We start from the raw sequence: 13,052 nt of genomic DNA on the forward strand, positions 1-13,052 counted from the left end.
GGGGTCGTACAGCGTAATGTAACAAATATTAGTGCAAGCTCAGGCTAAGATGCAGAAAACTGTGAACATTAGGCAATTAAATGCGGAGGAAAGTGTCAAAGTGATGCCTTTTTCACCATTTTGAATGAGACCTAACAAAAGCTTCTTAGCAGTTTTTTGAATAAAAAATGAAATTTTAGAATTTCCGGTAATATAAACCCACCGCCATAATGCCATCCATAACGATATCAATGGATGATGAGCAAGCACATGGCAGTTAACGATTCAGTAACGAATTTTCCAATCAACAAGCCTCGGCTGGTTTCGAATAACCGAGCTGCCGATCTTCCGCGTTTTAGCAAGCAATCTCTTCAACCAGGTGAAGTTGCCCTTGTTGGTGCCGGTCCGGGTGACCCTGAGCTGTTAACACTGAAAGCACTTAACTGCCTACAACAGGCTGACGTCGTGCTTTACGACTACCTAGTGTCTGACGAGATCATGGCGCTAATTCCAAGCGAAACCATTTTGGTGTGCGTGGGTAAACGTGCTGGTCACCACAGTGTGCCGCAAGAAAAGACTAACCAATTGCTGGTGGACTTTGCCAAGCAAGGCTACAAAGTGGTGCGCATTAAAGGTGGCGATCCATTTGTGTTTGGTCGCGGTGGTGAAGAATTGGAAGTTTTGGCTGATGCCGGTGTTCGTTTCCAAGTAGTTCCGGGCATTACTGCCGCTGCGGGTGCGACTGCTTATGCCGGGATCCCGCTGACGCATCGTGATTACGCGCAGTCAGCACTGTTTGTTACGGGTCATCTTAAAGAAGAAAGTGACGACATGGACTGGTCGACATTAGCGCGCGGGAATCAGACTTTAGTGATCTACATGGGACTGATGAAATCACACTATATTCAGAATCAGCTCATCAAACATGGTAGGGCAGCCTCAACCCCTATCGCCATCATCGAGCGCGGTACGCAAATCCAGCAAAAAGTTTTCACCGGAGAACTTTCTCAACTATCTGAATTATCTAAAGAAGCTCAAGCTCCGTCTTTGATTGTTGTCGGCGAAGTTGTGCGTCTGTCTCAAAAGTTGGACTGGTTTTTGTCTAGTACTGAATTCAACAAAAGTGCTATTGCCAGCTCCATATAATTTCAGACCAAAGATTAGGGACTAATGAGCCTTCAAGCTTAAAAAGGAAAGACAAAACATGGACCAACAACGTTTAACTCACCTTAAACAACTCGAAGCGGAGAGTATTCATATCATCCGCGAAGTTGCGGCTGAGTTCGATAACCCAGTCATGATGTATTCGATTGGTAAAGATTCATCAGTCATGTTGCATCTTGCGCGTAAAGCCTTCTACCCAGGCAAAATTCCATTCCCACTACTGCACGTAGATACGGATTGGAAATTCCGCGAGATGATCGAGTTTCGTGATCGTACCGCTGAGAAATACGGCTTTGAGCTTTTGGTTCATAAGAACCCAGAAGGTCTAGCAATGGGTTGTAGCCCATTTGTGCACGGCTCTTCAAAGCATACTGACATCATGAAGACTCAAGGTTTGAAGCAAGCTCTGAACAAGTATGGTTTTGATGCGGCATTCGGTGGTGCACGTCGTGATGAAGAGAAGTCACGTGCAAAAGAGCGCGTGTACTCATTCCGCGATAAGAACCATACCTGGGATCCGAAAAACCAACGTCCGGAGCTTTGGAAAACATACAACGGTCAAGTAAACAAAGGGGAAAGCATTCGTGTGTTCCCACTTTCAAACTGGACTGAGCTGGATATCTGGCAATACATCTACCTAGAAAACATCGAGATTGTGCCTCTGTACCTTGCAGACAAGCGACCGGTTGTTGAGCGTGATGGCATGCTGATCATGGTAGACGATGACCGCATGGAGCTAGAACCAGGTGAAGTGATTGAAGAGAAGAGTGTTCGTTTCCGTACTTTGGGTTGTTACCCACTGACTGGCGCGATTGAGTCTGAAGCAAACACGCTAACAGGCATCATCGAAGAAATGCTGGTGGCAACCTCAAGTGAGCGCCAAGGTCGTGCGATCGACCACGATCAGTCAGGATCGATGGAGCTTAAGAAACGTCAAGGTTACTTCTAAAGGATCTAAGGAAAGATAATGAACAGTGCAGTTGAAGCTCAGTTAGCCGAGCTTGGTATTGAAGGCTATTTAAAACAACACCAGTACAAGTCGTTACTTAGATTCCTGACTTGTGGCTCGGTAGATGACGGTAAAAGTACCCTAATCGGTCGCTTACTCCACGACTCAAAACAAATTTATGAAGATCAGCTAGCTGCGGTTCACTCGGATAGCCAACGCGTAGGCACCACGGGTGAAAAGCCAGATTTGGCATTGCTGGTAGATGGTCTACAAGCAGAACGCGAGCAGGGCATCACCATTGATGTGGCTTACCGTTATTTCTCGACGCAGAAACGTAAGTTCATCATTGCTGATACGCCAGGGCATGAGCAATACACGCGTAACATGGCAACAGGTGCATCGACCTGTGATTTGGCTGTGATTCTGGTTGATGCACGTAAAGGAGTGTTGGACCAAACGCGTCGTCACTCATTCATTTCTAACCTACTGGGTTTGAAACACTTTGTTGTCGCTATCAACAAAATGGACTTGGTGGATTACTCACAAGAACGTTTTGAAGAGATCCGTGATGAGTACTTACAGTTCTCAGAAAACCTAGCGGGTGAGACGGATATCCAAATCATTCCGTTGTCAGCGCTAGAAGGCGACAACGTAGTAGAGAAAGGACAGAACCTAAGTTGGTTTGAAGGTCCATCTCTGCTTGAGCTACTTGAGACTGTTGATGTTGACCATGAGAAAGGCGAAGGTGATTTCCGTTTCCCTGTTCAGTATGTAAACCGTCCTAATCTCGATTTCCGTGGTTTTGCGGGCACGATTTCATCAGGTTCAGTGAAAGTAGGTGATGCGATCAAGGCGCTGCCATCAGGCAAAACCTCAACCGTTGCACGCATCGTGACCTTTGATGGCGATGTACAGGAAGCACAAGCAGGTCTGGCTGTGACGCTGACTCTGAATGACGAAATTGATATCAGTCGTGGTGATTTGCTGGTGCTGGAAAATGCACAAGTAGAGTCAACTAACCACTTGTTGGCTGACGTGGTGTGGATGACAGAGCAACCGCTGCAACCGGGTCGTGATTACGACATTAAGATTGCTGGTAAGAAGACGGTTGGTCACGTTGAAGCGATTCGTCACCAGTACGACATCAACAATCTTTCTACTCACGGTGCAGCTGAATTGCCACTCAACGGCATCGGTTTGTGTGAGTGGTCGCTGAACGAATCTGTCGCATTGGATAACTACCAAGATTGTGCCGATACCGGCGGTTTCATCATCATCGATCGTCTAACCAATGTAACAGTAGGTGCCGGCATGGTGAAAGAAAGTTTGGCTGCTGTTGAGCGTGGTCTTACGGATGTTTCTGCGTTCGAGCTTGAACTCAATGCTCTCGTTCGTAAACACTTCCCACACTGGGAAGCTAAAGACCTGAGCCTATTACTGAAGAAGTAATTAGGTTTACCGAGCCTGACGGGATTGCGAAACCTGCCAGGCTAATTTCCCCGAATCCAGAATGCTTCGGAAGCCCAAGAAACCGAGCATTCTGGCGTTCTTTTTCGCTTGCTTTGCTTTTTTGTCTGGTTACTCGTTTGTCACTCCGTGCAGCTAAGTTTGCACGAGTCGTTGTTGTGCCCGTATCGGGTTTATTGGTAAGGATTGGCTATGTGGGAACAAGGATTTGTATTAGCGATTTTGCTTGGCATTATCACTTGTTTGCTCGTAACCAAAATCAAACCAAGCTACGTATTTGCTGGGGCCGCTTTCATTGCGTTTATGGCGGGGATGATTGAGCTCAATACCATTGCGGCAAACTTTACTAATTCTTCACTTCTGACCTTGGTGTTGTTGATTCTTGCATCGAGCGCATTAGAAAAAACGCTATTAATCAGTTGGGTCAGTCGCAGTATTTCTGAAGGGCACCTTGGCAGTGTGATCGCTAAGTTGGGTTTTTCTACTGCTTTGCTTTCTTCTTTTACTAATAATACTGCCGTTGTGGTGTCATTAATTGGTGCGATAAAACGTAATCAACAACACGCGCCTTCTAAGCTTTTAATTCCCCTTTCTTATGCGGCGATTTTTGGTGGCACGTTGACTCTGATTGGAACCTCGACCAACTTAATCATCAACAGCTTTGTCGAAGATGCCGGTCTGCCAAGCTTGAGCTTCTTTACTCCAACCATGATTGGTTTAGCGGTGTTGGTGGGCGGTGTGCTTATTCTCATTCCGCTGAGCTATCTATTACCTAATTACGATGACCAAAACCAAGAGGACTTACCTTACTTCTTGGAGTCTCGTGTCGAACCGGGCTCGCCACTGGTTGGACGTACTATTACGGAAAATAACTTACGCGCACTGAGAAAACTATTCTTGGCTGAAGTGATACGCGATGGTGTCAGTGTACCTTCTGTTGGTCCTGATTTTGTGCTTAATGCTAAAGACCGATTACTATTTTGTGGTGATGTAGAGAGTGTTGCGACGCTACAAGAGATCCCAGGTTTAACGTTGTTTGGTCATCAACACCTCAACGGACAAAATTTTATGGAAGTGGTGGTGAGCTCATCGGCGACCTTCTGCCATAAAACGCTTAAAGAGAGCCGTTTTCGAGATCGATTTGATGCGGTGGTCGTGGCGATTCGCCGTGGTCATGAGCGTCTTGAAGGTGGCTTAGGCAATATCACTTTAGCCGCAGGTGATACGTTAGTTTTAGTTCCTGGTAAGCGCTTTGAAGCAGAACGCCGTGCGCATCGTAAAGAGTTCGTGTTGGTGAACGATTTAGATTCGAGTGCACGTTTGGATGCGAATAAATCGGCCTTGGTGTTGTTTGGCTTTGCTGCAGTGATTGGCTGTGCGTTGTTGGAACTCGTACCTATTATCAAAGGTCTGGCGGCGTATTTGATTGCGCTACTTGCCTTTGGTGTGATTCAACTTTCTGAACTTCGTCGTCGCTTCCCAATTGATATCGTGGTGATTGTTGGCTCTGCGTTATCTATTGCGCAATTGATGATTTCATCCGGCTTGTCGGTGCGTATGGGCAATATGTTTATCGAAGCCTTTAATGGCTGGGGCGTGTTTGGCGCTTTAGTTGCCACTTACATCATGACTCTGGTGCTAACGGAACTTGTCACCAATAATGCGGCGGCGGCGCTGTCTTTCCCTATTGGCTATAGCATGGCGGTAGGCTATGGCGTTGACCCAATGCCTTTCATTATGGCGGTGCTGTTTGGTGCCAGTGCCAGTTTTATCTCTCCTTACGGATACCAAACCAACTTGTTGGTATACAGCGTAGGGAATTACAAATTGACCGATTATGTGCGAATTGGCGTGCCGATTTCCATTGTGTATTCAGTGCTAGTACTGACGCTGATTCCGGTCTTCTTTCCGTTTTAATCTGTAAATTTACAAGGATACGTTATGACTGCCGAAACTCCGGTAAAAGATGAAAACATCGTTTGGCATCAGCACTCGGTTGATAAACAGTTTCGTGCTGGATTAAAAAAGCAGAAGCCTGCGGTACTTTGGTTTACTGGGCTATCAGGTGCAGGTAAATCAACGGTGGCGGGCGCATTGGAAAATCGCTTAGCCGAATTGGGTTACCACACTTATTTGCTCGATGGCGACAATGTGCGCCATGGCTTGTGCAGCGATTTAGGCTTTTCTGAGCAAGACCGTCGCGAGAACATTCGCCGTATTGGTGAGTTAGCAAAACTGATGGCAGATGCGGGGTTGATTGTTTTGTCAGCGTTTATTTCTCCTCACCGCGCTGAGCGTCAATTGGTGCGTGATCTACTGCCTGAGGGGGAGTTTATTGAAGTGTTCGTCAATGCGTCTCTAGAAGTATGTGAAGGTCGCGATCCAAAAGGTTTGTACAAAAAAGCACGCGCAGGTGAAATCCCAAATTTCACCGGTATTGACTCAGAATACCAAGCACCAGCAAACCCAGAAATTGATTTGCCTGCGGGCGAAAAGAGTGTCGAAGAGCTGGTGGAGTTGTGTTTAATCGACCTTAAACAACGTGGCGTGATCCGATAAAAAAGCATTTGGATCATAGGTGACCAAAAAGTCATTGAGCAGATAAAAGAGCTTTTGGATCATAGGTGACCAAAAGCTCTTTTTGCTGTACTAAACGGTGTGATTCACCGTAGGTTTTGCTTCACTATGAACGCTAAATCTCTGATTTAAAAGCGCTAACATCTGATCGTAATACTGGTTGTTAGGTTTATTTCCGAGCAGTTTACACAACTCATTACCTGTTGGGGTAAAGCGGTAGTACAACAGGCGCACGCCTTTCGTATTTACCTGCAGTGATAAGTTTTTACCTTGATAGGTGAGCATCAAAGGCGTTTCAATGCCAATTTCTCCGGACTCTAATTCAGTGCTGTGCAGCAGTCCCAATTCAATCAACACTAACAAGCTTGAATAAGGAAGCTGGAAGCTGCCCATATTAAGATTGCTAGTGGTATCGCGTTTGCCAAAGCTGAACATCCCGCCATGCGCTTTGTAGCCAATCAGCAGTTTGCGACTGGTATCTCCACCGAAGCTGCATGCCAGTGTGGCTGCCCGTTGCAGAGTCTGTGCTTCTCTCGGCGACATATCTTTAAGGACTTTAAGCGCTTTCATCGATGTTGAGCCGGGGTTGGTCACTTCGCGCTTCATGACTTGTGCCCACAACTTTTGCATTGAGCTGTTGTGGATGTCCTGAGCCATATCGAAAAAACGATACAACCAGTCTTGGTCAGGTTCACCTGCGGTCTCATCTCGACATGAGCTGTGCGCCAGTTTTAGGATCTGCTCTAAGTTCTTTTGTCTTTGCTCTTGGCGGCGTTGTTCACGCAATTGAGCGCGTTCTAGTGCGGTTTTAGCTGGAGGATCACTTTGCAACAATGCGTCTAACCCGTAGATTTGGGCAATGCTTTGAACACGGCTTGCACTGTCTTTAATGTAGCCAGACTTCTTTTCATGATGAGTATGTTTTTGTTGTGTGGGTTCGTGTTCGATAACAACAGGTTGCTTTGTTGGTTCTGCCATTTCATTTCCTACCAAGACTGGCGATTAGCGCTTGCTTAAATTTACACCTTTCCTGTGTTCTCGACCAGAGAGGCATGTCCGGATTTTGACAGAATAAGGACTATTCAAAATGATAATGAGTTGTTAAAATTGTTATCGTTATTTTGGAGGGGTGATGAAATATTCAGACGCAAGCAAACTGAGAAAACACCTGTCGATAGCGCTACTTTTGGTTTTGTATGTTGGCGTGTTAGCGTATTTATCTCGTTACATCGTATAAACAGCAGGCATAAAAAAGGCGCCGAACCGACGCCTAGTGTATTTATTTAATCAAGCAGACAGTTACATGTCATCGTAGGGTTCGATTGATGAGCCTTCAATCACGTAGGCAGTTTCTGCCAACTCATGTTCAATGGTCTCGGTTTTTAACGTTCCCACCACATAAATGACATCCCAAAGCTCCTGCACTGGGGCTCCTTTCGGGAATTTTACATAGATGATCTGATTTGGTGGTGGTGGCGGAACATGGATACAAGCGCCAAAATATGGCACCAGTAGGAATTCCGTCACCGTATTCGCATCACCTTCTAATGGGATGACAAAGCCTGGGATTTTCACTTTGCTGCCGTTAAGCTCAGGGCGAACATTACCAATCTTAGATTGAAGTGCCGCACCACCATTGTGGTCAGTGGCTGGCATGCCAACACTGTCGAACATCTTGCGCTCATTCTCTGGCACAAGATCAATCCAATCGAGCGTTAATGGTTCATCACTTGCCATTACTGGCGCAGTGAAGGAAATCAGTAGCAAACAGCTAGCGAGTATCTTTTTCCACATTTTTACTAAATCCTAATTGTCATTCCATCACTGAGCGATTGTCGGTAAGCGCGGAATGCTGGGATGAAGCCAATCACAATACCAGCACACTGTACAAAGCCAAGCAACATCCATTCATACGGCGACAGTGCCGTTAAGGTTAGGTGTATACCATAACTTTGTTGGATTATTGGTTGCAAGAGGGCAAGAATGGAATACAAGCCCGCAACACCAGTAATGATGCCTGCAAATGTCAGTAAACTCGCTTCACTGATCAGTAATGAGAAGACGTGTTTAGGTCTTGCCCCCATCGCACGCAGAATTGCCATTTCACGGCGGCGTTCTTGTAAGCTGGTTAGCAAGCTACTCAACATACCCAATAAACCTGCAACGACTACGAAGCCTGAGACTGCCATCAGTGCTTGTTCTGCAACCGACATCATGCCCCATAATTCATGCAGAGCGACGCCCGGCATGATGGCGCTAAGCGGCTCTTTCGGGTAAGTATTAATTTGTCTTTGCAGAGCAAAAGTCTGAATGCGTGATTTCAAGCCAACCAACATGGCAGTGATCTGTTTAGGTTGGAAGTCTCTGGCTTTGAGCTCAGCCGCACTTGGTGTCGGACCTAAGCGAGCCCCGCTTTCCCAACCGACGTGAATCGCTTCAATCGCTTCTAGAGAAACATGGACAGTTTTGTCCACCGGAGTGCCAGTAGGCGCAAGAATCCCCACCACTTTAAATGGCAAGTTATCGTGTCGACTGAAGCCGACATCACTGATGCCATGAGCAATGATGATCTCGCTACCAATTTTATAGCCAAGTTGTTTCGCAACATCAGAGCCAAGTACGGTTTCAAATAAGCCATTGAATTCTCTACCTTCAGAGAAGGTTAGTGGTTGCTTACTTCCGTACTTATAATGTTCGAAGTAGCTGTGGTTGGTCCCCATGACTCGAAAGCCTTTGTGTGAATCACCCAGCGAGATTGGAATCGCCCAATCTACGGCGCGGTGGTTAGCAAACTCTTGGTAGCTCTTCCAGTCAATGTTGTTTGTGGCATTACCAATTCTGAATACCGAGTACAACAACAGGTTCACTTGCCCTGAGCGACCTCCGACAATTAAGTCTGTACCAGAAATGGTGTTAGCGAAGCTGTCTTTTGCTTGGGTTCGAATGCGTTCTACACCCAATAGTAGAACAACAGAAATTGCGACTGTCATGATGGTGAGAATAGCAGTCGCCTTGCGGTTCATCAGGCTTTTCCAAGCGAGCTTTACAACTGCACTCATGATGCGGCTCCTAGGGTTTGCACTTGATTGATTTCAGGCAGATTGAGTGTTCGGTCAAACAAGGACTCTAGCGTCGGGTCATGGCTGACAAAAACCAGTGTCGCGTTAGCAAGGTTGGCTTGTTCCATTAATAGTTCAATGAAAGCCTTACGGTTGTCATGATCCAATGCAGATGTCGGTTCATCGGCAATCACCAATTCAGGCTGACCGATCAAAGCGCGTGCGGCTGCGACACGTTGTTGCTGACCAATGCTGAGCTCTGATACCGGCTTGTCATGCAGTGCTTTTGGTAAACGTAAGCGCTCTAATAGCGTTGTTGCTTGTTGCTCCAGTGATGCCGTAGAAGCATTTGGAGCAACGCGGTCGCGGCGAATTCTGCTGAATTGGCATGGAATTAGGACATTCTCAATCACATTTAGGTAAGGCAACAAATTGAATTGTTGGAAGATATAGCCAATGTGATCGGCACGAAATTTGTCTCTTTGGCTTGCTCTTAGGCTGGCGATATCAGTGTCCAATACCGACAGTGAGCCAGATGTGAGTGTGTTGATGCCAGTTAACAAAGCAAGCAGAGTCGATTTACCACAGCCGCTAGGACCTTTGATAAAGACATGCTCGCCTTGAGCAATGTGAAGTTGCGGGATGTTAATGGTCGCGTTTTCTGAGCCGGGCCAGACAAACTGGGCGTTAGATAGCTCAACAACGTTTGACGTGGTTTCAGTCATAGTAAATCACCAAAGCAATGGCGTGTAAGTGGGTACTTACACGCCATATGAGTTATTTAATTGCGATCTTTGCGTTGTCTTTGCTTAGGTTAGTCGCAGACTGAGTGGTGTCAGTGAACAGGTTCACACTGATAGATTCCGTTGCTGGGAATTGCTTAAACCAAGTCGTATCTATGCTGTTTAGGTCTGCAACTGAATCACAGTGGTAGCGGTACTCTACGGTGAATTCACCATGACCACCGTGTTCATGGTCATGACCTTCGTGATGCTCGTGACCGTCATGATCGTGGTGGTCATCATGCTCATCATGATCATGGTCTTTATGCTTGTCATGGTCATGGTCATGTTTATCGTGATCATGCCCTTCGTGGTCATGTTTATCATGATCGTGACCTCCATGGTCGTGGTGATCATGACCTTCGTGTGACTCTTCTCCTAGCGTGTGAGCTACATGTACATCTTCAATTACACACTTTGCTTGCTGGTTGATAGCAAACAGTCTGTTCGTGTCTTTTAGAGCAGCAATAGCATTATTCAGTGCACTTTCTTGTTCTGCGCTTTCTGGTGCGTGCTCAAAGCCCACTACGTCAGCACCTGGAGACGTGATTTCGATCAATAGGTCTTTACCGTCTTGAGCAATATTGAATTCTACGTGACCGTGCACGTGTGCTTCATGTTGACGGTATTCTTCAGCGTTAGCAGTAGCGGTTAGTGATAGACCGATAACAAGAGCTAGAGCGTGTTTAGATGGCATTTTCTTATCCTAATTTTGCTTAATTTTCTGATGTGGTTGCAGTTCAAATCGTGCGACTAGCAACCTTAATTTCTTATAAGGGGACTTCTTAAGTTTAAGCAAAAATAGGAGGTGCACGCGCAGTATAACGCACGTCGCTAAGGCTGAACTGCCGTTCTATGACGTCAGAGTGTGCGGCGCGCTGGTAGGTTGGAGGGATTATCTCCGGTAACTGCTTGACCAAACCATGTTGTGCACCAGCAAACAGCTGGCAATGATGATGGCTATGATGTTCTGGGATGAGATCAAGTTGATGCGCGATGGTTGCAAAGTTCCAGGTAAGCAGCAGCGCAACACTGAGTAATATGACAGTGCGACGCCAATGATGTGTGGTGACTTGCCAACGAGAATGCATCTTTAAACCTGAAACGATACCTAGTGTTATAATATAACACCCATTTTCGTTAAAAGTTCACACTTTTGTTCGTTTTGGGTAAATTATCTAGGTGAAATAAGAGCTTACGCTCAGGAAAATAGGGGGCTCTTTGTTGAAAGAGTGCAATGAGCAGAGAGCTGTATACCCAAGCATCTCAAGGTTGCTTGGGCATATATCAACAGTTCTAAATATTTTGTTTGATTAAGCCAAGCACTTGAGTGATTTCATCAGGGGTTAATGCACCCTCTTTTACAAACAAAATCTTACCTTGCTTATCTTGGACTACGATTGCTGAGCTTTCTTCTTGCAGTGCCCATGTGTTTGCCACAACACCGTTTTCATCCAGCACCATTGAAGACCAAGGGAATTCTTGTTTGCTGTCTTGCGCCGATGATTTTACAAATGAACCTGTTCCCCAAACAGCATCATCTTGGTTAATGATGGTAGTCGTTTGGTAAGCGTCTTCTGGGAATTTCGCTTCAGTTAGCGCTGTCATTAGTGGTGCGTTCATCGCTTTTGAGCTGCTGCGTCCTGCAATTGCATGAATGACACGAACTTTACCCAGCATGTTTTGAGTTGCCCAAGGCTGGTAAGCGACACCTTCGCCTTGCAGTACGATTTCACCATAAGCATCGACTTTTGCTGCGGGTACACTCTCACCAACAGATAGGTTATGAGCCAGAGCCAGACCCGGAGCAAGAGCGAGTAGAAGAGGGAGGAGAGTCTTAGTTTTCATGTTGTTATGTTCCATATGGGTTGTGAGACTCACCAAGTATATACGTACGGTGCATAAAAATGTAGAACCTGACATAACAATTATTTAACGTATACCATCTAATAATGTTGCGTTCACGTTGGAATTTGATAGAATGAAGTTCGTCGCAAATTGCGCATAAAGGTTGCCAAGGAAAGAGTAATCGGTGTTTTCTCAAAAGGATGTTGAGGTTGGTTATGCTACGTGAGTTTGCTGTGTACCGTCCACGTCAGGTGGCGCGTTTCGTTAAGACTTTATTCAAAGGTCAATTCTCAATTGCAGGTATTGGTGAGTTCCGTTTTGACAACGGAAAAGTGCTATTACCTGATGTCAAAAATCCCAAGCAACTCTCTGTATTTAGAGAAGTAAACCAAGCGATTTTATCTCTTCCAGTGTGATGACAAGAATTGTAAAAGAGCGACTTTTGTCGCTCTTTTTCGTTGTGGTTAACTTTATAGGCTTGGTGGGAAGCACACGCCCGTACCACCTAAACCACAATAACCGTTAGGGTTCTTCGCTAGGTATTGCTGGTGGTAAGTTTCAGCAAAGTAATAAGGACCTGCTGCTTGGATCTCTGTAGTGATTGCTGAACGTTGATCTTCTTGCAGTGCTTGTTGATATTGAGCTTTTGATTTTTCAGCGGCATCTTGTTGTTCTTGAGAGTAGGTGTAGATCGCTGAGCGGTATTGAGTACCCAAATCGTTGCCTTGACGCATACCTTGAGTTGGGTCGTGTTTTTCCCAGAATGCCGCAAGTAACTGCTCTATAGAAATTACCGCTTCATCGAATACGACACGAACAACTTCTGTGTGTCCGGTTTTTCCAGAGCAGACTTCTTCGTAAGTTGGATTTGGAGTATAACCGCCAGCGTAACCGACCGATGTTGAGATCACACCATCGAGTTGCCAAAACAAGCGTTCAGCTCCCCAAAAGCATCCCATGCCAAACAAAATCTGTTGCTGGTTAGCTTGTGGCTGCGCCGTTAAACTCGATTGATTGACAAAATGAGTGTCGTCGATCTGCATTGATGCCTCTCTACCGGGCAGTGCATCTTCTATACTGATCATTGTCTGTTTGTTGAGCATGGTATTTGTCCTTTAATACGTGTCTTAATTTTGCGAAAAAATCTATTCAGTCTGAATATGATGTTGTGATGACATAGACCGTGTTAAACCTATTAATATTACAGACTTAGCCTTTATTTGGCGT

The 13,052-nt window shown here is 45.8% G+C and carries 14 protein-coding genes; 6 read left to right on the plus strand and 8 right to left on the minus strand.

What is annotated here, in order from left to right; all coding sequences use genetic code 11:
* Positions 1 to 249 precede the first annotated feature (249 nt).
* The 5 genes from cobA to cysC all read left to right on the plus strand — a co-directional run bounded on the left by cobA (position 250) and on the right by cysC (position 6,118).
* Positions 250 to 1,125 (plus strand): uroporphyrinogen-III C-methyltransferase, encoded by an 876-nt coding sequence (cobA, locus tag AACR11_RS21500; protein WP_009698871.1) that lies wholly within the window; start codon positions 250 to 252, stop codon positions 1,123 to 1,125.
* A gap of 58 nt (positions 1,126 to 1,183) precedes the next feature.
* Positions 1,184 to 2,092, plus strand: coding sequence for a sulfate adenylyltransferase subunit CysD (gene cysD, locus AACR11_RS21505; protein ID WP_005450539.1), 909 nt, complete (start codon positions 1,184 to 1,186; stop codon positions 2,090 to 2,092).
* 18 nt (positions 2,093 to 2,110) lie between these two features.
* A complete protein-coding gene (gene cysN / locus AACR11_RS21510) occupies positions 2,111 to 3,541 on the plus strand; it encodes a sulfate adenylyltransferase subunit CysN (protein WP_029788843.1) in 1,431 nt (476 codons plus the stop codon).
* A gap of 210 nt (positions 3,542 to 3,751) precedes the next feature.
* Positions 3,752 to 5,476, plus strand: coding sequence for an SLC13 family permease (locus AACR11_RS21515; protein ID WP_009698870.1), 1,725 nt, complete (start codon positions 3,752 to 3,754; stop codon positions 5,474 to 5,476).
* Between the two features lie 24 nt (positions 5,477 to 5,500).
* The gene (gene cysC / locus AACR11_RS21520) at positions 5,501 to 6,118 is read left to right on the plus strand and encodes an adenylyl-sulfate kinase (protein WP_005450533.1); all 618 of its coding nucleotides are present in this window, start codon (positions 5,501 to 5,503) and stop codon (positions 6,116 to 6,118) included.
* Positions 6,119 to 6,208: 90 nt separating this feature from the next.
* Here the strand turns inward: cysC and AACR11_RS21525 are convergent, their stop codons facing one another.
* From AACR11_RS21525 to AACR11_RS21555, 7 genes are all read right to left on the minus strand, one after another.
* Positions 6,209 to 7,114 (minus strand): TIGR03899 family protein, encoded by a 906-nt coding sequence (locus AACR11_RS21525; protein ID WP_009698869.1) that lies wholly within the window; start codon positions 7,112 to 7,114, stop codon positions 6,209 to 6,211.
* Positions 7,115 to 7,435: 321 nt separating this feature from the next.
* The gene (locus AACR11_RS21530) at positions 7,436 to 7,930 is read right to left on the minus strand and encodes a DUF3299 domain-containing protein (protein ID WP_005450528.1); all 495 of its coding nucleotides are present in this window, start codon (positions 7,928 to 7,930) and stop codon (positions 7,436 to 7,438) included.
* A 5-nt stretch (positions 7,931 to 7,935) separates the two neighbouring features.
* On the minus strand, positions 7,936 to 9,195 hold the full coding sequence (locus tag AACR11_RS21535) for an ABC transporter permease (protein WP_005450526.1): 1,260 nt from the start codon (positions 9,193 to 9,195) through the stop codon (positions 7,936 to 7,938).
* Positions 9,192 to 9,920 carry an ABC transporter ATP-binding protein gene (locus AACR11_RS21540; RefSeq protein WP_029788842.1) on the minus strand — a complete coding sequence of 243 codons (729 nt, stop codon included), beginning with the start codon at positions 9,918 to 9,920 and terminating at the stop codon, positions 9,192 to 9,194. The genes AACR11_RS21535 and AACR11_RS21540 overlap by 4 nt, the downstream gene beginning before the upstream one ends.
* A gap of 52 nt (positions 9,921 to 9,972) precedes the next feature.
* Complete coding sequence (zrgA, locus tag AACR11_RS21545; RefSeq protein WP_029788841.1) at positions 9,973 to 10,674, minus strand: zinc uptake protein ZrgA; 702 nt, start codon at positions 10,672 to 10,674, stop codon at positions 9,973 to 9,975.
* 94 nt (positions 10,675 to 10,768) lie between these two features.
* Positions 10,769 to 11,068, minus strand: a complete 300-nt coding sequence (locus tag AACR11_RS21550; protein ID WP_005450520.1) for a DUF2607 family protein — start codon at positions 11,066 to 11,068, stop codon at positions 10,769 to 10,771.
* Positions 11,069 to 11,273: 205 nt separating this feature from the next.
* On the minus strand, positions 11,274 to 11,825 hold the full coding sequence (locus AACR11_RS21555) for a YtfJ family protein (protein ID WP_005450518.1): 552 nt from the start codon (positions 11,823 to 11,825) through the stop codon (positions 11,274 to 11,276).
* A gap of 215 nt (positions 11,826 to 12,040) precedes the next feature.
* On the opposite strand from AACR11_RS21555, the gene AACR11_RS21560 reads away from it, so the two are divergent.
* Complete coding sequence (locus tag AACR11_RS21560; RefSeq protein WP_005450516.1) at positions 12,041 to 12,241, plus strand: DUF1107 domain-containing protein; 201 nt, start codon at positions 12,041 to 12,043, stop codon at positions 12,239 to 12,241.
* A 54-nt stretch (positions 12,242 to 12,295) separates the two neighbouring features.
* Here AACR11_RS21560 and msrA read toward each other — a convergent pair whose 3' ends face one another.
* The gene (msrA, locus tag AACR11_RS21565) at positions 12,296 to 12,928 is read right to left on the minus strand and encodes a peptide-methionine (S)-S-oxide reductase MsrA (protein ID WP_029788840.1); all 633 of its coding nucleotides are present in this window, start codon (positions 12,926 to 12,928) and stop codon (positions 12,296 to 12,298) included.
* Positions 12,929 to 13,052: the final 124 nt, after the last annotated feature.

The sequence above is a fragment of the Vibrio sp. L85 genome (assembly GCF_963871815.1).
Lineage (GTDB): Bacteria > Pseudomonadota > Gammaproteobacteria > Enterobacterales > Vibrionaceae > Vibrio > Vibrio harveyi.